Source organism: Calothrix sp. CCY 0018, assembly GCF_963920925.1.
GTDB lineage: Bacteria > Cyanobacteriota > Cyanobacteriia > Cyanobacteriales > Nostocaceae > Rivularia.
This window is the reverse complement of sequence record NZ_CAWUDI010000017.1, coordinates 1-25,435: the sequence shown is the minus strand read 5'-3', so window position 1 is coordinate 25,435 and position 25,435 is coordinate 1. Positions and strand designations below refer to the sequence as shown.

The window sequence follows — 25,435 nt, the reverse complement described above, 5'->3', positions numbered from 1 at the left end:
AATTACTCAAATGCCCAATGCCCTATTTAATATGAGCATGATATTTTGATTTGAGCAGCTTTCCCCAAATAAAATTGTAGGGATGGACGGTTTCTACTTGATGCTTGTCTGTAAAAATTGGTTTTCCTTGATTAGCCCATTGGAAAATACCACCACTCAAATTAAAAACATTTTCATATCCTGCATGGTGTAGCTGTTGAGCAACCTTAGCGCTACGGTAGCCGATTGAACAATAAACCACGATGGGATTATCTAAAGCAACTTCCGAAAGCGCCGATATATCTGGATTAGTCGGTTCAATCCATTGTGCCGATTTAATATGACTGACTGCGTATTCTTCTTGGGAACGTGCATCTAAAATTAGTGGATTTGAAGAAGCTTTTTCATTTAGCCATCGAGTCAATTCATCAACTTTTATCAACTTCAAATTAGGAAAATTAAGCCATAGGAGCAGTTTGAGCAACCAGAACATGATTCCGTACCTCCAAAACAACTATAGCAACGGATATATTGGTTGGGACATCATATTTTGCTCGGAAAGGAAAGAAAAGATTTAAGTATTATTACGTTGATTTAAGCAAAAAATATGTATTATTTACAATTACTTTATTCACGGAATTAAATTCGCTTGCATAATTGTTACTTGAAGCAGGATGATCTACCCGTAATTCCCGATATTAGTACGCAGTATTGAACTATCTATTGTGGCTATTGCTATGAGCCGCGATGGAAGAGATACCGTCAAAACACTCAATCTTAGTAATAGACATCTCCGGAAATGAAAAAGACCCCTCTCCAAACCTCTCCCCCATAGGGAGAGAGGCTTTAAAACCCCACTTCCCTCGTAGGGAAGGGGGTAGGGGGTTAGGTCTGCGTATAAAATTAAACTACTTAAATGTTTTCCAGAGATGTCTAACGCCGGATAATTGCGTGAATAATTAATTCTCAACTTATCATTTCTAAAGGTTTTAAGGAACCATACATATGTCTGTTACAACTATTCTAAAAAGACTTTCTATTGCTACTGTTGGAGCAACTACTATTGCTTTAACAACAGTATCAGCAGCATCAGCCGCCTCTATCGGATTCGACTTTAGCGGTAATGGTGGACAAAAAGAATCATTTAACCAAAGTAAAAATGGCTTAAATGTAACTGCAACTGGAAAAGTCGCTAATGGCACTTCTCGCGATGTCTTTCAAGATGAAGACGGCTTTGGAGTTTTTCGTGGGGTAGGAGAAAATCCACAAATCGATGGTGTAGGTGTAAATAAAAGAGAGACTCTTAATCTAAGGTTTAATAAGTTAGTGAATCTACTATCTGCGACTTTTGCCAAAGTTGATTCCGACGATGAGTTTAAATTGTTTGTCGATGAAACTCAGCTTGTTTCCGATACTCAGATTCCGAATAGTGGAACTTTTGACTTTACTTCATTTAATGCGACGGGTACAGTTTTGGGCTTCACTGTCGGCGATAGCGATGATGATTACTTTTTGAAGAGTGTTGAAGTTAAAGAAGTTCCAGAACCTACAACTATCTTAGGTTCGTTGTTGGTGAGTGGATTCGGCGCAATGTTCTACAAAAAGCGTAAAAATCAGTCTGACATCGCAGCGTAAATAAGCAGCAATATAACCGTTTGTCATGATTTGATTATTTTTAACCTGGTTTCTTTATGAAGCCGGGTTTTTCTTTTAAGTAGAGATTTGTTATTTGTATATTTAGATATTTTTTTGGATTAGAAATTATTTTACTTATAAGACTTACGCAAAGCCCCCCAATTAATCGGGGGGTTGGGGGGATCTTAAATGTCTGGAACACTATACTTTCCGTTATTGCTGCGTAAGTCCTAACTTACTAGTACTATTTATAGTAATTAAAATTAAAAGTTCAGGATAAAAATTATACAACGTATTTTTTCTAAGATAAGTTAATTGTTTTGGTATAAATCTAATTTTTATTTCCGAAAAATGAATTGAGATTTAATCAGATTAGTGCTAGGCTGTTGACTTTGATAGAATTTCCGCGTGCTTCGTTCATACAAGTTTTATGCTGGTAACAACCATAATTTTTCTCCCTCACCCCGCCCTGGCGGGCACCCCTCTCCCAAGCTTGGGAGAGGGCATTATCTTGAACACCAACACATTTTTTGCATGATTTTTTAACCTCTAAAAAGGTACAAAGTCAACAGCATAGATTAGTGCTATTCCCTAAGTGGTTTCACATAAAATTTATTTATTTTATATACTTATTTACAGAAAATTTATAGTTAGACCGTCATTTAAGGTGCAAAATAATACCTGAGTCGCAGTAACGGCTCAGGCAACGAATGTAATCTACCGCCAGAATCACTGAGTGAATAAGTAATAACTGACACTATCTCTTTACAGGGTATTATCTCATGCTACCAGGTGTCAGAGCGAGTTCGTGTGACTACTAAAATCCACGAGGGTTTTTTGCTTGCTTAAAGTGGATTTACTAATAAGTTTGCAAGTTTATCCTGCATAAATTCTCAATTTGCCAATCGGCAGATTTTAGAAGTATTTGTACCAGGACAGATTTTTTGTGTTGGTGATGGTTCGTTGATTATTATTTCGTGAGTTTTTGAATCTTTACAAGGAGATAAACATGAAGAAACGATTTACTTTTGTTTTAACTGCTGCGACTGTCTTACTAGGAATTACTGGAATATCAAAGTCAGCACGAGCTATTTCGATTACACCAACCAACGATGGTAATACTCTTACTAATACAATTTTAGGTTCGGGGATTACCGTAGTACCTGGCTCGGTTAACTATAACGGTGCCAACGGTGCTTCTGGAACTTTCACAAATGGAAACTTAAGCGGTATTGGTATCGACTCCGGTATCATTTTGACAACTGGACAGGCTAGTAGTGCTGTCGGACCTAATAATGCGGATGATACTACAACTGTTAACGGAACGGCAGGGGACGCGGATTTAGATGCTTTAATTCCGCAAAATACTAGAGATGCAGCTACCCTTGAGTTTGATTTTGAAAGTGCTGGTGGAGACATCTTCTTCGATTATGTATTTGCTTCTGAAGAATACAACGAGTTTACAAACTCATCCTTTAATGATGTTTTCGCCTTCTTTTTGGATGGGCAGAATATAGCCTTAGTTCCAGGTACAACAACGCCCGTATCTATTAATAGTGTAAATACAGGTACTAATTCTGCGTTCTTCAATAACAACGATCCAAGCGATTTAGGAACACCAACACCGTTTAACATCGAATACGATGGATTTACCACAGTATTTACAGCACAAGCTTTAGCACTAACACCTGGAACACACACAATTAAGTTAGCTGTAGCTGATGCTGGCGACAGCAGTCTTGATTCTGCTGTTTTCATTAAGGGTTCTTCATTTTCAGATACAACCGAAGAAGTTCCCGAACCCCTAACTATCTTAGGAACCCTAACAGCAGGTGCATTCGGTACTCAATTCATGAAGAAACGCAAGCAAATGCAGGCTGTCAAATCCGAGGCTTAAGTCAATCTGGTTAGGATCATGTTTACTTTTGACACGATTGTTGAACCTGACTGCACTCTTACAGACAGAATAAACAAGCACGAATTGAAAGCAAACTTCTTCACTTAACCACGAACTGACTTGTAGAGACGTAGCACTGCTACGTCTTTACATCTCAGGGGATAACCTGTAATTCAACAAAGCAGAAATATCTTCTCTAACAAAAAATATTAGTTTTATCGTTGATAAATTTTTTACAAACTCTTCACATGATATTGTCAATTTTTGGGAGAGAATCATTAATGCTGATGTATTAAAATAAACAAGCATTATTGATAGTTATAAAAAAATAAGCTGTTAAAAATATAAGTTTTCAGGGGCTTTACCAAAACTGCGTCGAAAAAAATAGATAGCGCAATTCGTAATGAATATAACTGAAATAGCCTCGCTGAAACTAATAAAAGATATTCGCTATTGGCTCTTGGGGATTACTGCGGGTTTAGAAGCAATTTGTTTAACTCTTATCTGGAAGGCTGATGATACCGGACATTTAGGAATGAGTCTGCTGTTTTTATTTGCAGTAGGAAGTTTAACTTGGGAAAAACGCCATACTTTAAAGTTTGAAAGTGAATTTGTGCCAAGTATTGTGGGTATCGGGTTAATTGGCTGGGTTTTGTGGCAAAGTGCGAACCTAGCTGACGGTAACACAATGCGGCTTTTATCTTTTACTTCTGCTTTTGGTGTTGCTTTACTGGCTTCTGGTTTTAAAGGATTAAAGCAATATTGGCAGGAGCTTACTATCCTATTTTTCTTGGGTGTACCCAGTGTAATTTCCAGCTTTTTATTTGATATTTCTCCCTTAACTGCTCAGTTTTCAGCCTTTCTTTTGCACTATTTCGGCTTTGATGTTGCTAGTCAAGGAGTTTTTATCAATTTACCTAACGGTGGGGTAGAAGTGACACATGAATGCTCCGGTATAGACACTATTATTTATATTCTCAGCGTTTCCATGCTTGCTTTGGTAATGTTTCCCGTACATCGCAGCAAAAGATTTTTCGTGCCGATTGTGGCAATAATGATCGGATTTGTAATTAACGGGATTCGTGTGGCAATGTTGGCAATATTTGCTGCATCAAACAAAGCCGCTTTTGAAAATTGGCATGGAGGGCAAGCATCGTATTTGTACGGAATGATTGGTATTTTTATTTTCGGATGCTTTTACTGGTTGTTGTTACAGCAGGAAGAAAAAAGTTTAAGTAATGGGAGTTCCGATTAATGAATCCTTGGAACCAAATTCGTATTCCCCTATTAGCGTTTATTTTTGCTGCTGTCGTCTTAGTTTTGGTAAGAGTGATTTTAGTAACTGCATTTCCGACTAAAAGCCCTCTCCCCCTCCCCTCTACCAAGCTTGAGAGAGGGGTGCCCTTCAGGGCGGGGTGAGGGAGAAGGATTATGGTTGTTACCGGCATAAAACTTGTATGAACGAAGCACGCGGAAATTCGATCAAAGTCAACACCCTGCAAGAATAAATGTGCTAAAGCTGAAACTATTTCTTGATAATAATAGGATAAAAACGCAAAGCCCCCCTTAAAAAGGGGGGTTGGGGGGATCTAAACGGCTGAAATAGTTAATTTATCGTTGCGGTTACATAAGTCCTGAATAACTAGAAATATTTTCAAGTTCGTTTCTATACATCAAATAAAAGTATCCACACAAATTACATTCAACTTATGTCTCAAATTGAAAGCGATCGCTCAAATAAATCACTCTTAGCTCAAATAGCAAATCTAAATCAAACTACCAATGATTTCTCAAGATTTGTCTTTGGAATGATAGATTCTCTACCAATTATACGCTGGATAGGTTATGGACTTTTGATACTGGCATTATTTGATGTTATCGAAATGTTTATTCCAGCCAGATTTATGAATCCGAACTGGGAATTTCAAACTTTTGGTGCATTAGTAGAAAGAGTTGCAGTACCATTAATTGGTTTTGCATTTGTATTTTTAGCAGGATTAAACGAACGAGGCAATAAAGAAGAAATAATCCTCAAAGTTCTATCCTGGTTAACTTTATTATTAGGAATTATATATTTTATAACTGTACCTTTAGGAGTTCTGAATACAGTTAGAATTCATAAGCAGCAGCAAGAGCAAATTACAGTTGGCTTAAAACAACAACAATCAGTAATTGAGCAAGTTAAAAAAAGTTTAGATGGCCCTGTCACAGAAGCTCAAATGCAGCAGCTTTTAGCTCGTTTGAACGGTGGAAGCGCTCCTGAAATTAAAAGTCCGGAAGAATTTCAACAAGCAAAACAACAGCTTTCTACATTTATTAATCAAGGTGAAAGCGAACTTAAAACACAAGTGCAAACCGCACGTTCAAATCAACGGCTTAACTTATTTAAAAAATCTGTGAAGTGGAATTTAGGAGCGCTGGTTGCTGCTGCTTTATTTATCACAATCTGGCGCAGCACTGCTTGGGCTAGACGCGGTTAGGGGGATGGGGATGGGGGGACAAGGAGAAATATAAACTCCTAACTCATAACTCCCAACTCATAACTCCCAACTCCTAACTCCTAACTCCTAACTCCCAACTCCTAACTCCTAACCTTTAACCTTTGTAGTGCCTTCCACACTCGCACGATTGGACACAATGTATTTACAATATGAAGGAAAGTTAAGACGTTTTTCATAAATAAGAGTTATAAGCGATGGGATTATTTGGACTTGGTAAAAAGATGACTGTGCCTACTCCCCAAGAAGCTTTACCGGGAAGGAAGGAATCGATGCCAGTGCCTGAGAAACATCATGTTAACGGCAATCCGCTCAAGCCTCCTTTTCCCGAAGGTATGGAGAAGGTTGTATTTGGGATGGGATGTTTTTGGGGTGCCGAACGTAAGTTTTGGCAGTTGGATGGAGTTTATACTACTGCTGTAGGTTATGCTGCTGGTTCTACTCCTAATCCTACATATAAAGAAGTATGTAGCGGAATGACTGGGCATAATGAAGTTGTGCTGGTTGTTTACGATCCGAAAAAAGTAAGTTACGAACAGCTTTTAAAGACTTTTTGGGAAAGCCACAATCCTACTCAAGGAATGCGTCAAGGTAATGACAGTGGCACTCAATATCGTTCGGGTATTTACACTTATTCTCAAAAGCAGAAAAAGTTAGCAGAAGCATCAAAAGATTCTTATCAACAAGCTTTGAAGGAAGCTGGTTATGGGGATATTACGACAGAAATTATTGATGCTCCTGAATTTTACTATGCTGAAGATTACCATCAGCAATACCTTGCTAAAAATCCCAATGGTTATTGTGGATTAGGTGGTACTAATGTTTCTTGCCCCGTCGGTGTAATGAATTCTTAAAAGTTCGTAGTAGCGCTTTAGCGCATCATATCTCCGAATCCGGAGGGGCTGAAGCCCTACTACGAACTACTAACCGTAAACTTTAAGATAGTAATCTTGATATTGTTGAGATAATAAAGGCTTCCACCAATCGCTATTGTTGAGATACCACTGCACCGTTAAACGCAAACCTTCTTCAACCGTTACAGAAGGTGTCCAACCTAAATCGGTTTTTATTTTAGTTGCGTTAATTGCATATCTGCGGTCATGTCCGGCTCTATCTTTGACGAAGCTAATTAATTTTTCTGTAGGTTCTATTGGTAACTCAGATGCGAATTTATCCATTAACTGGCATAACATATGCACGAGGTTGATATTTTCAACTTCATTATTACCACCAATATTGTACATTTCTCCCGGTAATCCATTGTTAATTACTACATCTAAAGCTTTACAATGGTCGCCAACATAAAGCCAATCTCGCACGTTTTTACCATCGCCGTAAACTGGTAATTGTTTACCCAATAAAGCGTTAATACACATCAAGGGAATCAACTTTTCTGGAAACTGATATGGCCCATAATTATTGGAGCAGTTGGTAATTATTGTTGGTAGTTCGTAGGTATGATAATAAGCTCTTACTAAATGGTCGCTTCCGGCTTTTGATGCTGAATATGGACTGTTAGGAGCATAAGCTGTAGTTTCAGTGAAAGGTGGGTCTTTTGGACTTAAACTACCATAAACTTCGTCGGTAGAAACGTGCAGAAAACGATAATCTTCGGGTTTATTTTGAGCTAACCAGTATTGACGAAAAGCTTCTAAAAGCGTGTAGGTTCCGACAACGTTGGTTTGCACGAAAGCACCGGGGCCAAGAATCGAGCGATCGACGTGAGATTCCGCAGCAAAATGAGCAATAATATCTATTTTTTCTGATTCTAGAATTTCCTTGATTAAAGAAGCATCGCAAATATCTCCTTTGATAAATCGAAAATTATTTTTTGTTTCCAAAGAAGATAAATTAGCGCGATTCCCTGCATAAGTAAGCGCATCTAATACTACTACCCTGTCATCCGGGTAATTATCGCACCAATGATGGACAAAATTAGAACCAATAAACCCCGCACCACCCGTTACTAACAACCTACGACTCATTAAATTTACTCCCTAGTATCCGTGCAGAATTAATTTAACATTTCGTTTGGGGAGGGATTGAAGAGAAGGAAAAATAAGTAATTGGATTAAATCAAATAACCTCACCCTCAATCCCTCTCCTTGTTAAGGAGAGGGAAGCGGTCGGCAGGGTGAGGTGTTACTGCAATTTCTTTTTTATCTTATTGAATATTCTTTGTGTAGATAATTTTGCTAGACGCATTGTTGTTAAAGGTTTAATATTTGAGGAATGATTTTGTTTGTGGTCGAAAAACTCGTTTAATTCATTCAAAATAACCTGTAAACGAGGAATAATATTTTCGCGGCGATACTCTTCAAAAAAGCTTTCAGGTAAAGTTAAAGGCGACCAGTTTTGCAGCACTTTCAGAATACGCTGCATATCATATTCTTTAGAATAAGCTGCAATTTTATAACAATTAAATCCTGGATCTAAATAATCGGAAAGTCCACCATTAAGGCTGGAAAAAACTTGACAACCGCAAGCAGCAGCCTCCATCGGTTGCAAACCAAAGCCTTCTGTTACTCGTTGTTGTGCCCAGTATTCAGCGGAATCATAAATATAAATTTTAGCTCTACTAAATAATCCTTCAATATCTTCAATATAATAATCAACTAACTCTAATTTACACTTTTGCTGCAATGCTGGAACTAAATCCTGCATGAGATATTCAGAAGATTTCCGCGCTAAAACTAAAACATCAATATCTCGTTCCAGATTTTGATTATTGAATTCATCGCTAATTTGATTGGGTAAATAATATATTAAACTGTGAGGTGATAATTGTCCCCAATACCCTAAAGTATTGCGACTAACGGTAATAATTGGAATACTGGCTGGAAGTTTGAAGCCATAGCCAGCACTATGAGCATGATAAACAACATTGTGAGATTTGAGCCGAGGAGCGAGCTTTGCGACATCAAAACCCCAGCTAATTACGAATATGACTTCATGTAAATTTTGCTGTTGTAATACATCATCTAAGAAAAGCTTGTCATTTTCCCTTTGACGATAAGTCACTACCTCAGCATCACATATTTGTTTAGCAAGATTCAGCGTTTTTAATTCTGCCCACAAACCACCACAAGCAAATTTCTTATCTGTCCCCGGAAGTAAAAAATAAAGTTTTCTCATTGATGTTTTAATTGGTATCAACCTTAAAATATCTCATACCCTATTAGAATAGAGAATGATACAGATAAAGCCTATCTCACTACAAAGATGCAAGTTTTGCAAGATCGTTAGGGCATAGTTAGGTAAATAGGGAGTAGGAGTTAGAAGTATTTTAACCTTTAACCTTTAACCTTAGAAAGCGTAAATATAGCCATCCGAAAAAACTACCAACGAAATAGACGGGAAAATCTGCCCAAACAAAGGTATTTCCTAAAACAAGTCTGCCGGGTAAAGTTTTACGGGCTGCTTGTAAAAATGGCGGTTTCCATAGTTGCAGAAATTCTATCGCACAAGTGGCTATGCAAACCCCTATTGCTATATGCAACGGCGAAACTTTAGGTAAAAGGAAAGCAAATAATAATACCCAAAATATCTCATAGGCAACGCTTCCTAAAGCATCATGTAGCCATGCTGGGTTTAATCCTTGAGAAAACCTGACTATATAACCTAAAGGTACGATAATTATCATGCTCGCTAGTAGCGCTATGCGATATTTAAAGAAAGGTATATTCATTTTGCATATGGCAATGAAAATGAGTCTATTTTATAGCATTAAAAAAACTAAAAAGCAGAGAACACAAATCAATTCTCTGCTTTCATATTTAAATTCTAATTCATTCATGCTTTTGAAGACGAGAAATTAATACAGAATACTTGTATCAATCCTGGATTAATTCTCATTATCAATGGAGGCACTTACAAAAATCTTAGCTAGCCAAACCGCTAAACGCACCTTTCGCAGCAGCAATTCCATCTTCAACAGAAGCCCAGATTCCTGTATCGGGTGCTTTACCAACTAATTCGCGAGTTCCTAAAGCGTAAATGATTGCTTTTAACTGCTCTTGATGGGCACGATTTTGGAAATTAACTTTGTTGATAGGATCGATCGCTTCTTCCCAATCTTCTCCAGCAGTTTGAGCGCACTTGTGTACGAGCAAACCAGTCATTACTAACTGATGCTTCATTCCTTCATGCTGCAAAGCTTTTTCATAAAGGTCTAATTCACTACCACCCATCATTTTGTCAACGGTTTGAGCGAAGTTTTTAACTTTTTCTTGGGGTTCAGATGAAGTACCAAATTTGCTAATTGCTGCTTCGATAGTTCCCAAGCTTTCTTGATCATCCTTATGCATATCTTGTAAGCGCTTGGTAATCTCTCCATCGCTGATAGCCGAGATTAATTTCTGTTCGCTAGCAATCATCTGGTTTTGCAGCACTTTCATGTCTGCTAGCTTCATGGCGATCGCCTTACGTTGAGTATCTGTTAATGTCGCTGGCATAAAAAAAGTTTCCTCTGAATCAAATTCCTCTCCTAGTTTCACGCTCTTATGAATCAGCTTCATCTTTCGTGCGACTTAAAACGCATTTTGAAAATGGTTATTTATTTGTAGCCATGAATACCACTTTAGGGGGATGGAGTGATGGGGAGATGGTAAGCCACTGCGTTGGGCGGGTTCCCCGACAGGAGCGGCAAGTGGCGCAACCCGGAGGGGGAGATGGGGAGACAAGGGGACAAGGGGACAAGGAGACAAGGAGAATTTTAACCTTTAACCTTAATAACTCCTAACTGCTCACTGCTCACTGACTTTCTTTCCATTTAAGTTTTACAAAATAAGCTTTGCGTCCCATTGCATCGTGCTTGAAGGTGATATTTTCAACTGCGAGGTTAAAAGGAATTGCTGTGGTAATATGACGCTGGAAGAAAGTGCCTAGATCGGGAGCAAGTTCGGTTGCGGTTGTTGTAGCTAGGCTTAAACCGATTAGTTGTTCGATAGGTCCTCGGGGTAATAATAAATGCATTCCTACAGCTAATCCGGCTGTCAAAACAAAAGCAACTGATGCATTTGTTCCGCAGCGAGGATGTACGGCTAAATTCCAATCTCCATTGGTGAGCCTTTGTAGAGCAAGGTTTACAGCGCGTCGCAAGTTGCTGATGTTGGCTTCACCATAAAGATAAAATCCTTCTTCTGTAGATAAACCACTGTAAAGCTGATTATCTATATCAACATTCTCACGCTCGCTTAATTTTTGTGTTGCACAGCCGTATGATTTGCTTAAAGTCCATACTGTAGCGTGTTCTAAAGCGTGAACCTGACGCAGCATTAAAATTTCTTTTAACCCAGGAACAAAAGATAACCGTTCTAGTAAATCGGTATCTTGGGTGGGAGAGGGTGATATCAAATCCAAATTCAAAAAGTCAAAAGATAGGTCACTACCGTATTGTAAAGTTGAGGTATCCATTCTTCATCGCTCCTCCCACCTGGGTAGGTAAGATATATTCCACTCTCATGTTACCTTTGGGAAAAGGAATTATTGCTAATTTTTATTGATTATTAAGACTAGATTAAATTCAAAGAAGGGGGGAGAGGGAACTGGGAACGGGGAATGGGGAATATTCTAATTATTTAAGCTATCGCTATATTAAAAATTTTGAAAGCAGACAATAAATTATTTTAGTCATCTTTATTTGTTTTAATAATTTGGTTATGAATCTACCAGGTAATTATAAAGACAGAATTTAGAATTTTAATTATTTATTTATATTTCCTGTTTCCCATTTTTTATTACCTATTACCCCTTGCCCGTTCCCCATTCCCCATTCTCTTTTTTTATTTTGATTTAGGACTTACGCAAAGCCCCCTTTTTTAAGGGGGGGGATCTTAGAGTTGGGAATGCCTACTTTTTGGTTGCGGTTGCGGCCATTCCTGTGATTTTTAAAATAATTTTTATAAGTAAAAATATAAGTAAAAATATAAGTAAAAATATAAGTAAAAATATAAGTAAAAATATAAGTAAAAATTGACCCGTCCGTTGTTAGTCGGACGGGGATTGATTGCTGCTAACTGTATGCGCGTAGATCAATACCCTGCGATTGCGCGTATTAGAGATGAGTCAAGCACCGAAAGTGAAGCGTGAGGAGACAAGGAAGGCAGCAATCAATCAAAACAAACAAAAAATAACTGTCATCATTGCCGCTTAATCCTGCGGTTGAGGGATAGAACAGCAGTTAACATCGTTTAGGCAAACCTTACCCCAGTGCAAAGCCCAACGGACAAGAGCAACTCGGTTTTCGGTTTGTGTCTTGGTAAGAATGTTGCTGATATGGTTATCAACAGTACGCTTACTTATTTCCAGTTTCACTGCAATCTGTTGGTTAGTTAAGCCAGTGGCCACTAAGTCGATTATTTGCAGTTCTCTGTCTGACAGACTAACAGGGGTCTGAGACTCGCCACCAGCCATTATAATTTCCATCCTCCCGATAAGTGGTAAATGTACTCAATTGCCATGCTCCCATTGTAGAAGATTCTTTTACTGGTAGGCGTTTCAACTGTTTAGTGCAATACGATTGTCTATAATTTCTTTATTATTTCAGTAGATAGCTATACAGTATTTTATATTAGTATTTATTTTAACTTTATATAGAAAAAAAAATTAGAGTTATTACTGTTGGGAAACTTGGGATGCAAGAGTTAAGCAAAACAATTATCAAACAATTTTGCTGTTTATTTGTATGAAGCATTGCTTTAGCAGTACTAAATATTAGTGTAGGTTTTATACAGAATTTCTCTTAAAAAATTTAAAAAGTGGTTAGGAAATGAGCAATCCCCGTGTTTTATGTTTGGGTGAAATACTATATGACGTGCTTGCCGATCAATTAGGGCGATCGCTAGGTGAAGTTGAATCGTGGACTTCTTACCCAGGAGGGGCACCAGCCAATGTTGCTTGTGCTTTAGTTAAGTTGGGAACGTCATCAGGATTTATCGGCGCAGTAGGTGAAGACGAACCCGGAAACGAATTAGTCAAGCTTTTAGAAGAAGTTGGTGTAGATACAACTGGGGTGCAGCGTCATCCCGAGGCACCTACGAGACAAGTATTAGTAACGCGGAAACAAAATGGCGATCGCGTTTTTTCTGGATTTAAAGATTATGACACCGCAACATTTGCCGATACTCGTCTTAAAGCTGCCAAATTGCCAGAAAAACTATTTGCAACAGCCGAAATTTTAGCGATCGGAACATTAGAATTAGCTTATCCCGAAACTGGTGCAGCAGTTCACCAAGCTTTAGAGTTAGCTTCTCAACACAATGTGAAGATTTTGCTCGATGTCAACTGGCGCGATGTATTTTGGAAAAATCCCGATGCTGCTCCCGACAAAATTCGCGAATTAATCAAAAAAGTAGATTTTCTCAAACTTGCTAAAGAAGAAGCTGAATTATTGTTTGATACTTATGATGCCGGGGCAATTACTTACCGAGTCAACACTTTAGAAGGAGTATTAGTCACCGATGGAGATAAAGGTTGTGCTTATTGTCTCGGTGAAAACGAAGATAAACTTCCAGCTTTTTCCGTTCCTGTAGTTGATACAACTGGTGCTGGAGATAGTTTTGTCGCTGGTTTTGTTCACCAACTGTTGAATTATGGCGTACAAAATTTAAAGGATGCAGAAATAGTGAAGAAAATTATTGCTTATGCTAGCGCTGCGGGAGCTTTGACTACATTAAAACCCGGTGCGATCGCTTCTCAGCCTACAGCAGAGGAAGTAGAAAAGTTTTTGCAGGAAAATTGAAGAAGAATTAAATTTAAGAGGTAGAGAGAGATTATTCTATACTTCCGGTATCTCGGAAACCTAACCCCCAACCCCATAAGAGCAAGGGAAGGGGAGTAAGAATCAAAACCTCTCTCCTCGCAGTAGGTAGGTTGGGTTAGACACGAAATTCAATTTGAAAGGCAATAGTAAATTTATGATTATTGTGTCGTAACCCAACATCGGCATTTTGGGTAAATAAAAAGGTTGCATAATTCGGCGTTACTGCACTATTTAGTTAGCATATATTTACCAAAAAATTCCCATCACAATTTCTCTAAAATCTCTCGTACAATATCTTCAAGCGGCTGCGAAATATCTACTGTAATAGCATTCAATGGTTCTTCAAGGATATCAAATTGACTTTCGAGAAGTTTTTCGCTCATAAAGTGATTTAACCGTTCTTTTAAGCGGTTGTGAATCAATTCAAATGAACCTTTGAGATAAACTAGCTTTACAGATTCACCATCTATCAAAAGCATCTGACGATAACTTTCTTTCAAAGCCGAGCAGGTTAAGACTAAATTTTTATTCTCTTCTAGATACTTTTTGATTGCATCCTGGATTTTTTGCAGCCACGGTAATCTATCCGCATCATCCAAGGCGATACCGTTGTGCATTTTATCAATATTTTCTAGCGAGTGGAAATCGTCAGCATCGGCAAATTTATAACTTAACGATTCTGCCAGTTTTTCACCGACGCTAGTTTTACCGGAACCCGAAACGCCCATGACAAGAATAATCATCAATAAATTTAAAGCTAAAATTACTGTTTATTTGGAAAAATAATGTATCATTTTGATACTAAATTTGAAATAATGTATCATATTTATACCAAAGACTTTTGCTCAATTCCTTCTTAATTTATAATATTTCAGGTACAATTTGATGCATAAACCGTTAGAGTTTAACCCTATTTAATTAGAAATCATATTTATCACTAAATAATAACTTGAAAATGAGCGCTGAAATTAATCCAGGAACTCTTATTAATAATCGTTATCTTATTCAGAAAACTCTGGGAAGGGGTGGGTTTGGCAGAACTTATTTAGCTTTGGATAATCAGCGTTTTAACGAACCCTGCGTGCTTAAGGAGTTCTTACCGGATACCCAAAACGAGGGCGTTATTACTAAATCAAAAGAACTGTTTGAACGAGAAGCAAAAGTTCTATATCAAATTAAACATCAACAAATTCCTCAGTTTTTGGCTTTATTAACTCACGAGGAAAAACTATTTATTGTTCAAGAGTATATTGACGGCAAAACTTATCTGGAAATATTATGCGATCGCCTTTCTCAAACTGGTAAGCCATTTTCGGAAGCGGAAGTCAGAGAATGGCTTTTGGATATGCTGCCAGTTTTAGAATATATTCACGGTTGCAATATTATTCACCGCGATATTTCGTTAGAAAATGTCATGCTTCCCAAGGATCGATCAAAACCCGTATTGATTGATTTTGGAGTGGTGAAAGAGAAGTTTACCCAGCTATTTTTAAATAATTCCTCGCAATCCTTTAGACAAGCTTCGGTAGTAGGAAAAATGGGTTATTCTCCACCGGAACAATTGCGTTTAGGACATTGTTATCCTTCAAGCGATATGTACGCGCTTGCTGTGAGTGCGCTGATTCTTTTGACTGGGAAAATGCCGCATTCATTAATAGATAATTCTTTAAACTGGGATTGGCAATCTTATGTAAATGTTAGTAAATCTTTAGCTGGCATTCTTAATAAAATGTTGGCATCAGCACCCAGCGAACGCTATCAATCGGCAACGGAAGTAATAACAGAACTTCAGAATAATCGAAGCGTTAATACTAATATTAATCAGACGGTTACTAATAATAACTTAAAGCCAAAAATGTCATTAGGTGGCATTATTTCAAATATTTTACCGAGAAGAACCCAGCAAAACGAGCAGCAGAATGCGGAGAATACGAATAATTTTGAATTACTCGGACAAATACCAGTTTCTCAAAACCCACAATTTGTAGATTATTGTAAGCAACAGCTTACTAGTTTTGTGGGGCCTTTAGCTAGCATGGTGATGGAACAAACTTTGGCAGAAAACCCCGATATTGTGTCCAAAGATTTTGTAGAAGTTTTAGCTCAAAAAATTCCAGATGCCCAAAGAGCAGAAAGTTTTAGAAGTAACATCAAACTTTTGAAACAATATAAAACAGAACAACCATCAAAGCTAACTCAATCCGTTTCAAGTTTGACAACCACCCCCGCAATTAGTCACCCAGATTTTCTAGATTATTGTCGTAGAGAATTTAGCAGTTTTGTGGGGCCTTTTGCTAGCGTCGTAATTAGAGATACTTTAGAAGAAAATCCAGATTTAACTCCAAAGCAACTTGTTGAAAGGTTGATGACTGGAATTCCCAATCGCAAAAGAGCGAAGGAATTTGAACAGCGGATTCTTAAGGATTGAGAGAGGTAATTGGTAATTGGTAATTGGTAATTGGTATTTGCAGCAATTTTTACAATTATGATTTATATAACCCCAGGATTTTCTCAGTTAAATTACTATTTTTCGGCTTAAATGGTTAAATTTATTACTTACTAAAAAAATAAAATTGATTTATTGAGGTGGATTGTTGGCAATCTTAGAGGATGTTTGAAAAGTCATAAATACAACCACAAATTTTTAGATCCCCCATTATCCCCCTTAAAAAGGGGGAGCCGTTACCCCCCTTTTATAAGGGGGGAAGGGGGGATAAACCGATAATTAGGCTAAAAACGATACTTTTAAAACATTCTCTTATATACAGCGGTTTTTATTTGGATGCAATACGGGCTTAACCTCACCCCCATCCCCTCTCCTTGTTAAGGAGAGGGGTGTCCGTAGGATGGGTGGGGTCAGGTTTCGAGTGTATTGGATTGAACTGAAAACCGCTATATAAACAATTTTCCCACACCATGTAGACTATCTAGACTATTGTATAAATTCCATCCCAATTTGTTCTAAGATTATAATTGAAGCTTGATTATCTGATTCTACAATTCTCAACACATAATTAAGATTAAACCCCAACTGCATAAGTAGAGCGAACCTGAACCTATAAATACATTAGACATCTCCGGAAAACATTTCTATGGTTTAAAATTACACGCAAACCGCGAGCCCCCCTACCCCCCTTCCCGGAGCAGGGAAGTGGGGTTTTAAAGCCTCTCTCCTTGCAGGAGAGAGGTTTGGAGAGAGGTTTTTTTCATTTCCGGAGATGTCTATTAGAATATTGGCAATTTATTGCTTAAGTCAGAAAATTTAACCTTTGTCAATATGTTATTTCTATAATTATAGATTTAGTTTGCTTAATAAAAAAAAATGACAAAGCTAAGTGGCGAACAGCGTAAAAAACTACGCCAAGGTCTTCTCAGTGCTTATCCAAGCATCCGTAAATTAAAGATCATGGTTCATGATGAATTAAATCACAACTTGGATGCAATTGCAGGGGGTAGTAACCTACAAGAAGTTGTCTTTAATTTAATCATTACGGCAGAAGCTGAGGGATGGCTTCAAGATTTAGTTAGTGGTGCAATTGAATCAAATCCTGGGAATTCATATTTAAAAGCTGTAGCTGAAGAATTGGGACAAAGCACTCAGCAACAAACAATATTGATTTTGGAAGCAATACCCCACGGATTGCTTTTAGGTAAAGAAATTCGGAAAATTCAATCCGCTATAGAAAGAGCCAGGAATCGAGATATATTTGAAGTAAAGATTAGAACTGCTGTACTTCCTCAAGTTATTCGTACAGCAATTGCTGAAGAACAACCGCAAATCGTTCATTTCTGCGGTCATGGTGAGAAAGATGGTAGTTTGATTTTAGAAGATGATGGCGGAAATAATAAGTCAGTTTCACCATCCGCTTTAGCATCTTTGTTTAAGTTACACGCTGATTATGTTAAATGCGTGCTGCTTAATGCTTGTCATTCAGAAAAATCTGCCCAGACAATTAGTCAATATATTAATTATGTAATTGGTATGAATAACTCAATTCTAGACAATCCAGCAATTGCATTTTCTGAGGGATTTTATGATGGGCTGGGTTACATTTCAAATAACCAAGATGTGTTTCAACGAGCTTTTGATGAAGGTATGGTAGCGATTCAAATGGAAAATCCTTCACAAGGTTCTATACCAGTTTTGAAGAAAAAGGAATAATAATAGTTTATTATTTTACAGTAGCTTTGATTAATACTGCTAAAAGTAATTATTAAGATAAATTTATGTATGGTAATGGTGATATAAATCAACAAACTGATAAGCGTAAACAAAAACTACGAAAAGCTATTATTAGTGCTTATCCAAACATCACTCAATTAAGGATGATGGTTGATGATGAATTAGGACACAACTTGGATGTAATTGTAGGGGGTAGTAATTTAGAAGAAATTGTATATAATTTAATCTGTACGGCAGAAGCTCAGGGATGGCTTAAAGGCTTAGTTTGTGCTGCAATTAGTAAAACTCCTGGAAATGAATATTTAAAAGCTATAGCTGAAGAATTTTCATCAAATACCTCGGAAAACTTACCCTTTTCCCCACCGAATCCTCCCCATCGCAATCCTACTATTCAAACTCAGCCATTTGAATTTGAAACAGCTAGCCTAATCGTCAAATCTGGAATTTTCCGAAGCAATTGTGAAATCAACCCTAGTCGCGGACGAGCCGAGTCTTTTAAGGAAGATTTAGGTAACGGTGTATTCTTAGAAATGGTGAAAATTCCTGGTGGTAGCTTCCTTATGGGTTCCCCAAAGGATGAACTAGAACGTTTTGATCGGGAAGGACCACAGCACATTGTCACAATTCCACTCTTTTTTATGGGTAAATTTCCAGTTACCCAACTACAGTATCAAACAATCATGGGTGAAAATCCTTCTCACTTCAAAGGGATAAATAAACCTGTTGAATGTGTAAGTTGGGATAATGCAGTCGAATTTTGTGCTAGAATATCTCAAAGGACTGGAAAAACCTATCGCTTACCTAGCGAAGCTGAATGGGAATATGCTTGTCGGGTTGGAACGACTACCCCATTTTACTTTGGTGAAACTATCACCACTGATCTAGCGAACTATGATGGGAATTATACTTATGGTTCTGCATCCAAAGGCGAATTTAGAAGACAAACCACAGATGTTGATAGCTTCCCTGCTAATGCCTTTGGCTTATATGATATGCATGGGAACGTATTGGAGTGGTGCCAGGATTTTTGGCATGAAAATTATAACGGTGCGCCATTTAATGGAGATAGTTGTATAAAAGCTGAGAATGATAATTGCTATCGACTGCTGCGTGGCAGTTCGTGGAACTGCAGTCCGAGGTGCTGCCGTAGTGCGTATCGCTATAGGTACGGGCACGGTGACTCCGTCAACGTCATCGGGTTTCGGGTTGTGGTTGCGTCCTCCAGGACTTCTTAGCCCTTTGCACTTTAACCCTTTTGGCCTTTACACTTCTTTACTTTTCTCTTTTTGTTTCGCGCGAAGAGCGAATTTTTTTTGAGGAGCTCGATGACCTAACTTATTTATAATAGAGAAAAACCACGATTTAATCAAGTGGTATATAGAAATAAGTAGTTACACAAAATTATAGATTATAGATTGCAACTATCGTGTTAAATTGGATAGTGGGGTTGGCAATTCCGAATGCTGCGTGGCGGTTCGTGGAACAACAATCCGAGGAACTGCCGTAGTGCGTATCGCAATAGGAACGAGCGCGATAACACCAACAACAACATCGGGTTTCGGGTTGTCGTTGCTTCCTCCAGCACTCTTATGTGTCAGAGTTGGTGAATGGGAATTCATCGAGCGTACCTTTATAAGAGTCCAGACCTGCTCCAGTGAGATTGTTAACAATCTCCGAATATAAAACCGAGTCGGATAGCTTGGTAGGCTGCAAAGTCGAAGAGTTGTTCGGCTCATCTAATTTTGCTGCTTTTTAATAAACTTTTACCTCACCCTCTTTTTGGCAAGGCTATCGTGTACAGAGAAGTCCTGAAATCCTACCTGGGAATAGGTTTTTAACTATTGACCAAATCGCTCAAAGCCTTGTCATTGCGTTCACGGAGTGTTCCCTCTTAGGGAATGGAGGAACGACGTTAGCAATCGCATGATACTGGGATTGCTTCGCTTCGCTCGCAATGACGGATTTTAGATCAGTTATTTTGTGGAGTACTCTTAGATGAATCTGACATCTTGCACCATTCTCAACAACCGCCTTAGAATAAATTCTCAGGCTAATATACGAAGTCTTCCTTCATAAGACTGAGCAAGGCTTTTAGTACGTTTTAACGTACTTTGTATATTAGCCGATGATTTTGATTTCTAGGCGGTTGTGAAGGCTTAACGACATTGGTGCAAGATATCAGATGAATTGAACTCAACTCAGAACCCCTATAAGTAGGTGGGTGTAAATAAACGTGATTATATTTTGTCATTGCGACGAGGCATTCGGTTGCATTCAGCGGAGCTGCGGTTCATCGCAAGGGTTTCAATCTTTTTTACATTTCGTTACATAGTTATATTTATTGGTGCCAACCTACTTATACAAATTAAACGATTTTTAACTTATTCCCGCATCACCTGATAAATACAAACAACCTTCCCACACCACGTAGATTCCTTAACAAATTCCATCCCAACTTTTTCTAAAACCCTAATTGAAGCTTGATTTTCTGGTTCTACAATTCCCAAAACATAATCAAAATTAAACTTAGTAAAAGCATATTCCAAACAAGCATTAGCTGCTTCCGTTGCTAAACCTTGTCCCCAAAACTCCGAATCAATTCTATAACCCAATTCATTTTCAAACTTACCTTCGATTTCTTCAACCGCAATCCCGCAATAACCAATCAAACGTCCGCTTTGACGATGAATTACCGCCCATTTTCCATAACCATATTTTTGATAAGAATCAAGAAAGCTTTGAATTTTCACCGCTGTTTGTTTTGTTGATAATACACCATCAAGTGAAAATTGCATTACTTCCGGCTTTGCCATAATTTGCGCTAATGCTTCAATATCTAAAACTTGAAACTCGCGAATAATTAAACGTTCGGTTTGAGTAATGATTTGTTCGTTAATACTTTCGTCAATACTATTTTTATCTAAACTGGGTATTTTCAACAACTTTGCCAACCACTGAGTTTTATAATTTAACCACAGAGTAAAAACAAGGAATAGATGTATTCCCAGAGTTATTTGAGCGTAGGGTTTTACCGAAAAATCGTATATTTTTACCCAATCTCCTCGAAAGGCAGTGAATGAAAACAGCGGATAAGCCACCAGCGAGTAAACTAATTCTGCTTGAGAAAAGGTATAAAATAAATGTTTTAAAACTGCTTTTTTAACTAAAGGTACCGCTAAAATTGCCAAAAAACCCAGAGCAATTGAAACTAAATTACCGCTAAACGCAATCCACCAAGATTCTACAGGAAGAAAATTTCCCACAGCGATAACATAACCCCAAGCAACTCGCCATTGAAATTCTCGAACTTCACCACCTACCTGTAAAGTAGCTAAAGCGTGTCCGACTTCGTGAAAAAATACTCCTAAAGGAATTAGAATAAATACCGCAACTCTTTCTAACAAAAATCTATCTTTGGCAGTTACTTTATCATCCCAGAAAGAACCCCAATTATTGAATAAACGCAAAATGGTGTCAATGCTGAGAATGGCGTAAATAATCGCCATGAAATCGAATGACGAGTTGTTAAACATGAATAATTAATTGGTAATTGGGAATTGGGCATGGGGCATTGGATTTTAGATTTTAGATTTTGGATTTTGGATTGGTATAAAATATATTTAAAATATCATCTGGTAAAGGTGCATCAAAATCATCAGGTACAGTAAATTCCCCTTTACATAAACCAAATGGTCGTGATGGTTTTTTGTTTGTTGTAATTGGTTTCAGTTCGGCAATAGGCTTGTCTTCTTGGACAATAATAAAACTTTCACCAGCTTCAACTTGGTTTAGATACTTTGAAGGATTTTGTTGGATTTCTTGGACTGTTATTTGTTGCATTTTATAACTCTAAAATAATGTTGTGGGGAATGTTGTACTTAATTTAATTGTAGTTGATGAGTTTAGTTAACCTGTGAAAGGGCTAATAAGTAGTCAGGCGTAATTAAATATAAGAAAGAGAACCTCACCCTGCCTCCGGCTTCCCTCTCCTTAGTAAGGAGAGGGATTGAGGGTGAGGTTTTAGATTTAATTTGAACCACTTACTTGTCACTTAATACAAACCTTCTCGTTCATCTTGTTCAATTAATTCTTGCATTTCTTCTACACTTTCTTTAAGATTTGCTGCATCTACCATTGTCTGAGCTAATGATGGTAAATCATGGACTTTTGCTATTCGCTGCGGATATGAATCCAGCCAAAATAATTAAGATATAAAATTCCCTATCCCCCACCTCGAATATACCCGATCGCCACAATCAAAGCATCAAGCATAATTTCATAACTTTCATCAGTCGATCGCTCAAAAGTCATCATTCCCGCTTGCTCGACGCTAATAAAACCGTAAATCGCAGCGTTAACCATTCGCATTGCATCAATCAGTTGATTTTCAGTCAAATCGTAACCCTCTATACCTTGCTGAAACGGCAGCAGTTTTAGCCGGTTTTTCGGCTTTTGAATTGGGTTCTGATAATGGTGGTTCGATTCGTCACCCGGCTCACTTTTGCGGATTATATGGACTTAAGCCGACGGATAGAAGAGTTCCGACTAGCGGACATATTGGCGATACTACGAGTATGGATTATATTTTTTTAAACGCAGAGGAGCGCGGAGGCATACGCAGAGTAACGCGGAGTTTTTATAAAAGCGGTAATTCAAGTTCCCATGCTTTCAAATCGGCTTTACGCTGTTTATAATCTGGCATTATATCACCAAGAGCTTGCCAAAAGTCTTTACTATGATTGTGGTGCAATAGGTGAGTAAGTTCGTGAGCAATAACGTATTCTAATACTGATAAAGATGCGTCAGCTAAACGCCAATTTATCCGAATACTTCCTTTTGACGAACAAGTTCCCCAAGCTCGTTTTTGTTGGGATAATTTGATAGATTTGGGTTGAATGTTGAGTTTTTTAACGTAAATTTGAGCAAATTGTTGAATCTCAAAATAAACTTGCTCGCGCTTCCAATCAATTAATGCTTGTTTTATTGCTGCTTCTTGTTCATTTCCACTTAAATATTGTGGTACTTGGATATCAAAGCAATTTTCATATTTTATAATCACTTTTTCTACATCTGCTGGTTCTATTTTCAAAATAAAATAACTACCCCGATACATAATTTCTGCACCATTTATATAGCGTTGGGGTAGTTTTGGCGGATATTTGATAATTGTTTCCGTAACAGTTTTGAATAGCCAGCATTTTTTACTATCTACAAAATTAGTAATTAGTTCTTCAGGGGTATTAATTGGTGCTACAACTTCTACCCCTTTAAAACTAACAATAATCCGCTGTCTCTTACTGCGTTTGCTGTAACGGATTGTATAATCAATACTGGTTTCACCGATTTGTAAAACGGGCATTAATTTGTTTTTTTATTGTGTTTATTGTTGGCGAAACCGATTTAATAATTCCTCGCGAGATAGCTGTAGCAGTAAAGGAGTAAATTCCTGGGGTGATAGTCTTGAAATTGGTTCGATAATTGTACTTAATTCTTCATCAGAACCAAAACGAATTTGCAGTAGATTTTCAATTACTGTACGTCGCTCTGTTGTAACTCCTTGCTGAACTCCTTCTTGCTTTGCATCTTCTAATTGTTGTAAGTAAATTGGTGATAATGCCATGACTAATTCTCTATCCTCTTCATTAATATCTTGGTTTTGATTTTGGGTGATTTCTAAGATGCTTCTCAAGCTTAATACTGCATCAATTGCTTTGGCTCGCGATGGATTATCTGGGGGTAATGCTTGTAATTCATTTATAGCTTGCTTTTGCACGTTTCCTTTTCCTAAAAGTCGCAACCACAATGTTTCTGGGATGCGCGGTAGTTGATGGATGACGACAATAGCAATTTTGGCAGATTCACCGAGAAAATATACTCCTTTACCCCAATTTTCTTCGTCTGGAATAGCGTTGAAACTATTCAAGATTGCTGTAGATGCAGTAGGTGTTAATATCCATACTTTGGGAAGCTCGTCTTCCACTGTTGGAATATTGTCTCTTTTGTTTTCGCGCTCTACTTCGGATATTACATAGAACACTTTCTTCATGCAGCTACGGATTTCTGGAATCTTAACTGCGTTTCTATAAGGTTCAAATAGTGCTATTTTATCGGCAAGTCTCCCTAATAATCCTAATTCTATTTTATCTACGGTGGGCTGGGATGAGGGAACGAAATAAACGTCAATTTCTGTAATTTCGGCTGGTACTTTGCGGCTGGTTTCGACTTCTCCTAAAGGTTGTAATAATTCTTTAAGATAGTCTTTGGCAAATTGATCGTAAGGGAAGCGAGTCATAAAGGCTTTTTAAATTTTGATATTCTGAAATTTTGCTGCATGATGATTTTACAATTAATAGGGAATTAAATATTTAAACCACGGGAAGTTGTTAAATAAACAGCAAAAGTTCCCAACCAATGGCTAGCAGCGTAATGTTCGCTAACGGCGTTTGCTAACCCAATTTGACGATGAATAGTAGCAGTATTTTGCAGTGTATTTATTCGCTTATCTTGATTTGGTAATCCAGAAATTATTCCCTCTAACATCCAAGCTCTACTCAAATTTAGTCCATAGAAATGAGCTTGCATATAGTCTTCTGAATCATCAACTTGAACGGGTTTTAACCAATTTGTATTATCAACGGATATATCTGGAAGAAATTCAGTTAACCAGTCAGAAAAATCATTTTTTGTCAGTATTCGTCGCATTAAATCCGCTTGAGCAAGAGAAGGTGAAAGAAAATCATATCCTAGTGGCTCAAATCGTAAAGAATAGTTTTTATTATCTAGATAAAATTGTTTTGCTTTAGTTTCAATTAAATTAATAAAATCAGTATTTTTCGTAGTAATTGCCCAATCTAAAATTAAACTCAATCCAAAAGCAGTTTGTTTGTGCATCCCAGTGCGATCGCAAATCGTTAATTTATCCAACCACCGCTGTAAGTTGTCTGCTATCTGGATTTCCAATGGTTGCAATATTGTTCGCCATTGTTTAGCACAATCATCATCCCATTCGTGCAATTCCGCAGCAAGTTGTAATAACCAAGCCACACCATAAGGAATTTCAAAGCGGGGATGACGTTTGAAATAAGATACTTCTCCTTCAATATTTTCAGGAGTTAAACTTTTATTTAAAGCCTCTTTGGCTAATAAACTAAAAGACGCTCCAGGAAAACAACGAGCTAAACGAGTAAGTAACCAATGCCCGTGTACCGATGAATGCCAATCCAAACAGCCGTAAAAAGCGGGAGTTAATTCACGCGGTGGTTTGACATCTTCATCGCTATTCAGCCAGTAGATATTACTGTGGGGATATTCGCATTCGACACAGTTTAAAACTAATTCTACTAATTTTGATGCGGTGGTTTCGTTGATTTTCATGTTATACATTAACAATGGCTCTTCACTTCTTAGTATGCTAAAAATATAGTCGATCAAGATAGAATAGCGGAAAAATAACTCGTTGGAGGAGGGAATTGAACTACCGC

At 37.7% G+C, this 25,435-nt stretch carries 25 protein-coding genes; 11 read left to right on the top strand and 14 right to left on the bottom strand.

All coding sequences use genetic code 11. The annotated features are described in order from the left end of the window. Nucleotides 1-22: 22 nt before the first annotated feature. Nucleotides 23-472, bottom strand: a complete 450-nt coding sequence (locus ACM03V_RS14175) for a rhodanese-like domain-containing protein (protein ID WP_414621436.1) — start codon at nucleotides 470-472, stop codon at nucleotides 23-25. Between the two features lie 512 nt (nucleotides 473-984). On the opposite strand from ACM03V_RS14175, the gene ACM03V_RS14170 reads away from it, so the two are divergent. The 5 genes from ACM03V_RS14170 (at nucleotide 985) to msrA (ending at nucleotide 6,863) form a co-directional block, all read left to right on the top strand. After that, nucleotides 985-1,614 carry a PEP-CTERM sorting domain-containing protein gene (locus ACM03V_RS14170; protein WP_414621435.1) on the top strand — a complete coding sequence of 210 codons (630 nt, stop codon included), beginning with the start codon at nucleotides 985-987 and terminating at the stop codon, nucleotides 1,612-1,614. Nucleotides 1,615-2,623: 1,009 nt separating this feature from the next. Next, nucleotides 2,624-3,511 (top strand): PEP-CTERM sorting domain-containing protein, encoded by an 888-nt coding sequence (locus tag ACM03V_RS14165; protein ID WP_414621434.1) that lies wholly within the window; start codon nucleotides 2,624-2,626, stop codon nucleotides 3,509-3,511. A 403-nt stretch (nucleotides 3,512-3,914) separates the two neighbouring features. Continuing rightward, nucleotides 3,915-4,766: a cyanoexosortase A gene (gene crtA / locus ACM03V_RS14160; RefSeq protein ID WP_414621433.1), complete on the top strand. Its 852-nt coding sequence runs from the start codon at nucleotides 3,915-3,917 to the stop codon at nucleotides 4,764-4,766. Nucleotides 4,767-5,220: 454 nt separating this feature from the next. Next, complete coding sequence (locus tag ACM03V_RS14155) at nucleotides 5,221-5,991, top strand: HpsJ family protein (protein WP_414621432.1); 771 nt, start codon at nucleotides 5,221-5,223, stop codon at nucleotides 5,989-5,991. Between the two features lie 215 nt (nucleotides 5,992-6,206). Continuing rightward, nucleotides 6,207-6,863 carry a peptide-methionine (S)-S-oxide reductase MsrA gene (gene msrA, locus ACM03V_RS14150; RefSeq protein ID WP_414621431.1) on the top strand — a complete coding sequence of 219 codons (657 nt, stop codon included), beginning with the start codon at nucleotides 6,207-6,209 and terminating at the stop codon, nucleotides 6,861-6,863. Between the two features lie 69 nt (nucleotides 6,864-6,932). On the opposite strand, the gene rfbB is transcribed toward msrA, so the two are convergent. The 6 genes from rfbB to ACM03V_RS14120 form a co-directional block, all read right to left on the bottom strand. Beyond that, a complete protein-coding gene (rfbB, locus tag ACM03V_RS14145) occupies nucleotides 6,933-7,994 on the bottom strand; it encodes a dTDP-glucose 4,6-dehydratase (RefSeq protein ID WP_414621430.1) in 1,062 nt (353 codons plus the stop codon). Nucleotides 7,995-8,151: 157 nt separating this feature from the next. Further along, the gene (locus ACM03V_RS14140; protein ID WP_414621429.1) at nucleotides 8,152-9,144 is read right to left on the bottom strand and encodes a glycosyltransferase; all 993 of its coding nucleotides are present in this window, start codon (nucleotides 9,142-9,144) and stop codon (nucleotides 8,152-8,154) included. Between the two features lie 151 nt (nucleotides 9,145-9,295). Next, nucleotides 9,296-9,697: a DUF2809 domain-containing protein gene (locus ACM03V_RS14135; protein WP_414621428.1), complete on the bottom strand. Its 402-nt coding sequence runs from the start codon at nucleotides 9,695-9,697 to the stop codon at nucleotides 9,296-9,298. 193 nt (nucleotides 9,698-9,890) lie between these two features. Next, nucleotides 9,891-10,463, bottom strand: coding sequence for a hemerythrin HHE cation-binding protein (locus tag ACM03V_RS14130; protein ID WP_414621427.1), 573 nt, complete (start codon nucleotides 10,461-10,463; stop codon nucleotides 9,891-9,893). A 298-nt stretch (nucleotides 10,464-10,761) separates the two neighbouring features. Beyond that, nucleotides 10,762-11,424 (bottom strand): DUF6391 domain-containing protein, encoded by a 663-nt coding sequence (locus ACM03V_RS14125; protein ID WP_414621426.1) that lies wholly within the window; start codon nucleotides 11,422-11,424, stop codon nucleotides 10,762-10,764. A 735-nt stretch (nucleotides 11,425-12,159) separates the two neighbouring features. Then, nucleotides 12,160-12,423 (bottom strand): helix-turn-helix domain-containing protein, encoded by a 264-nt coding sequence (locus ACM03V_RS14120; RefSeq protein ID WP_414621425.1) that lies wholly within the window; start codon nucleotides 12,421-12,423, stop codon nucleotides 12,160-12,162. Between the two features lie 355 nt (nucleotides 12,424-12,778). On the opposite strand from ACM03V_RS14120, the gene ACM03V_RS14115 reads away from it, so the two are divergent. Further along, the gene (locus ACM03V_RS14115) at nucleotides 12,779-13,750 is read left to right on the top strand and encodes a carbohydrate kinase family protein (RefSeq protein ID WP_414621424.1); all 972 of its coding nucleotides are present in this window, start codon (nucleotides 12,779-12,781) and stop codon (nucleotides 13,748-13,750) included. A 284-nt stretch (nucleotides 13,751-14,034) separates the two neighbouring features. Here the strand turns inward: ACM03V_RS14115 and ACM03V_RS14110 are convergent, their stop codons facing one another. Beyond that, nucleotides 14,035-14,514 carry a gluconokinase gene (locus ACM03V_RS14110; RefSeq protein ID WP_414621423.1) on the bottom strand — a complete coding sequence of 160 codons (480 nt, stop codon included), beginning with the start codon at nucleotides 14,512-14,514 and terminating at the stop codon, nucleotides 14,035-14,037. A 212-nt stretch (nucleotides 14,515-14,726) separates the two neighbouring features. On the opposite strand from ACM03V_RS14110, the gene ACM03V_RS14105 reads away from it, so the two are divergent. The 4 genes from ACM03V_RS14105 to ACM03V_RS14090 all read left to right on the top strand — a co-directional run bounded on the left by ACM03V_RS14105 (nucleotide 14,727) and on the right by ACM03V_RS14090 (nucleotide 19,561). Next, nucleotides 14,727-16,199, top strand: a complete 1,473-nt coding sequence (locus ACM03V_RS14105) for a protein kinase domain-containing protein (protein WP_414621422.1) — start codon at nucleotides 14,727-14,729, stop codon at nucleotides 16,197-16,199. A gap of 894 nt (nucleotides 16,200-17,093) precedes the next feature. Then, a complete protein-coding gene (locus tag ACM03V_RS14100; RefSeq protein ID WP_414621421.1) occupies nucleotides 17,094-17,933 on the top strand; it encodes an effector-associated domain EAD1-containing protein in 840 nt (279 codons plus the stop codon). Nucleotides 17,934-17,998: 65 nt separating this feature from the next. Further along, on the top strand, nucleotides 17,999-19,189 hold the full coding sequence (locus ACM03V_RS14095; protein ID WP_414621420.1) for an SUMF1/EgtB/PvdO family nonheme iron enzyme: 1,191 nt from the start codon (nucleotides 17,999-18,001) through the stop codon (nucleotides 19,187-19,189). Nucleotides 19,190-19,414: 225 nt separating this feature from the next. Then, nucleotides 19,415-19,561 (top strand): SUMF1/EgtB/PvdO family nonheme iron enzyme, encoded by a 147-nt coding sequence (locus ACM03V_RS14090; RefSeq protein ID WP_414621419.1) that lies wholly within the window; start codon nucleotides 19,415-19,417, stop codon nucleotides 19,559-19,561. A gap of 774 nt (nucleotides 19,562-20,335) precedes the next feature. Here ACM03V_RS14090 and ACM03V_RS14085 read toward each other — a convergent pair. The 3 genes from ACM03V_RS14085 to ACM03V_RS14075 all read right to left on the bottom strand — a co-directional run bounded on the left by ACM03V_RS14085 (nucleotide 20,336) and on the right by ACM03V_RS14075 (nucleotide 22,322). After that, on the bottom strand, nucleotides 20,336-21,487 hold the full coding sequence (locus ACM03V_RS14085; protein ID WP_414621418.1) for a GNAT family N-acetyltransferase: 1,152 nt from the start codon (nucleotides 21,485-21,487) through the stop codon (nucleotides 20,336-20,338). 52 nt (nucleotides 21,488-21,539) lie between these two features. Further along, on the bottom strand, nucleotides 21,540-21,794 hold the full coding sequence (locus tag ACM03V_RS14080) for a type II toxin-antitoxin system Phd/YefM family antitoxin (protein ID WP_414621417.1): 255 nt from the start codon (nucleotides 21,792-21,794) through the stop codon (nucleotides 21,540-21,542). Nucleotides 21,795-22,175: 381 nt separating this feature from the next. Continuing rightward, complete coding sequence (locus ACM03V_RS14075) at nucleotides 22,176-22,322, bottom strand: TetR-like C-terminal domain-containing protein (RefSeq protein WP_414621416.1); 147 nt, start codon at nucleotides 22,320-22,322, stop codon at nucleotides 22,176-22,178. Here ACM03V_RS14075 and ACM03V_RS14070 point away from each other — a divergent pair. Further along, the gene (locus ACM03V_RS14070) at nucleotides 22,322-22,648 is read left to right on the top strand and encodes an amidase family protein (RefSeq protein ID WP_414621415.1); all 327 of its coding nucleotides are present in this window, start codon (nucleotides 22,322-22,324) and stop codon (nucleotides 22,646-22,648) included. The genes ACM03V_RS14075 and ACM03V_RS14070 overlap by 1 nt on opposite strands. On the opposite strand, the gene ACM03V_RS14065 is transcribed toward ACM03V_RS14070, so the two are convergent. The 3 genes from ACM03V_RS14065 to ACM03V_RS14055 form a co-directional block, all read right to left on the bottom strand. Further along, a complete protein-coding gene (locus ACM03V_RS14065) occupies nucleotides 22,591-23,313 on the bottom strand; it encodes a M48 family metallopeptidase (RefSeq protein WP_414621414.1) in 723 nt (240 codons plus the stop codon). The genes ACM03V_RS14070 and ACM03V_RS14065 overlap by 58 nt on opposite strands. Before the next feature lie 21 nt (nucleotides 23,314-23,334). Further along, nucleotides 23,335-24,246, bottom strand: coding sequence for a hypothetical protein (locus ACM03V_RS14060; protein WP_414621413.1), 912 nt, complete (start codon nucleotides 24,244-24,246; stop codon nucleotides 23,335-23,337). 65 nt (nucleotides 24,247-24,311) lie between these two features. Continuing rightward, on the bottom strand, nucleotides 24,312-25,328 hold the full coding sequence (locus ACM03V_RS14055) for a DUF2891 domain-containing protein (protein WP_414621515.1): 1,017 nt from the start codon (nucleotides 25,326-25,328) through the stop codon (nucleotides 24,312-24,314). Between the last annotated feature and the right edge of the window lie 107 nt (nucleotides 25,329-25,435).

Coding starts and splice junctions, on each gene's coding strand:
- ACM03V_RS14135 (WP_414621428.1), bottom strand. CDS start 9,697: ATGAATATACCTTTCTTTAAATATCGCATAGCGCTACTAGCGAGCATG.
- ACM03V_RS14090 (WP_414621419.1), top strand. CDS start 19,415: ATGCTGCGTGGCGGTTCGTGGAACAACAATCCGAGGAACTGCCGTAGT.
- ACM03V_RS14130 (WP_414621427.1), bottom strand. CDS start 10,463: ATGCCAGCGACATTAACAGATACTCAACGTAAGGCGATCGCCATGAAG.
- ACM03V_RS14165 (WP_414621434.1), top strand. CDS start 2,624: ATGAAGAAACGATTTACTTTTGTTTTAACTGCTGCGACTGTCTTACTA.
- ACM03V_RS14170 (WP_414621435.1), top strand. CDS start 985: ATGTCTGTTACAACTATTCTAAAAAGACTTTCTATTGCTACTGTTGGA.
- ACM03V_RS14140 (WP_414621429.1), bottom strand. CDS start 9,144: ATGAGAAAACTTTATTTTTTACTTCCGGGGACAGATAAGAAATTTGCT.
- ACM03V_RS14115 (WP_414621424.1), top strand. CDS start 12,779: ATGAGCAATCCCCGTGTTTTATGTTTGGGTGAAATACTATATGACGTG.
- crtA (WP_414621433.1), top strand. CDS start 3,915: ATGAATATAACTGAAATAGCCTCGCTGAAACTAATAAAAGATATTCGC.
- ACM03V_RS14055 (WP_414621515.1), bottom strand. CDS start 25,328: ATGAAAATCAACGAAACCACCGCATCAAAATTAGTAGAATTAGTTTTA.
- ACM03V_RS14155 (WP_414621432.1), top strand. CDS start 5,221: ATGTCTCAAATTGAAAGCGATCGCTCAAATAAATCACTCTTAGCTCAA.
- ACM03V_RS14060 (WP_414621413.1), bottom strand. CDS start 24,246: ATGACTCGCTTCCCTTACGATCAATTTGCCAAAGACTATCTTAAAGAA.
- ACM03V_RS14120 (WP_414621425.1), bottom strand. CDS start 12,423: ATGGCTGGTGGCGAGTCTCAGACCCCTGTTAGTCTGTCAGACAGAGAA.
- ACM03V_RS14080 (WP_414621417.1), bottom strand. CDS start 21,794: ATGCAACAAATAACAGTCCAAGAAATCCAACAAAATCCTTCAAAGTAT.
- ACM03V_RS14125 (WP_414621426.1), bottom strand. CDS start 11,424: ATGGATACCTCAACTTTACAATACGGTAGTGACCTATCTTTTGACTTT.
- ACM03V_RS14075 (WP_414621416.1), bottom strand. CDS start 22,322: ATGCGAATGGTTAACGCTGCGATTTACGGTTTTATTAGCGTCGAGCAA.
- ACM03V_RS14085 (WP_414621418.1), bottom strand. CDS start 21,487: ATGTTTAACAACTCGTCATTCGATTTCATGGCGATTATTTACGCCATT.
- ACM03V_RS14175 (WP_414621436.1), bottom strand. CDS start 472: ATGTTCTGGTTGCTCAAACTGCTCCTATGGCTTAATTTTCCTAATTTG.
- ACM03V_RS14065 (WP_414621414.1), bottom strand. CDS start 23,313: ATGCCCGTTTTACAAATCGGTGAAACCAGTATTGATTATACAATCCGT.
- ACM03V_RS14105 (WP_414621422.1), top strand. CDS start 14,727: ATGAGCGCTGAAATTAATCCAGGAACTCTTATTAATAATCGTTATCTT.
- ACM03V_RS14095 (WP_414621420.1), top strand. CDS start 17,999: ATGTATGGTAATGGTGATATAAATCAACAAACTGATAAGCGTAAACAA.
- ACM03V_RS14100 (WP_414621421.1), top strand. CDS start 17,094: ATGACAAAGCTAAGTGGCGAACAGCGTAAAAAACTACGCCAAGGTCTT.
- rfbB (WP_414621430.1), bottom strand. CDS start 7,994: ATGAGTCGTAGGTTGTTAGTAACGGGTGGTGCGGGGTTTATTGGTTCT.
- ACM03V_RS14110 (WP_414621423.1), bottom strand. CDS start 14,514: ATGATTATTCTTGTCATGGGCGTTTCGGGTTCCGGTAAAACTAGCGTC.
- msrA (WP_414621431.1), top strand. CDS start 6,207: ATGGGATTATTTGGACTTGGTAAAAAGATGACTGTGCCTACTCCCCAA.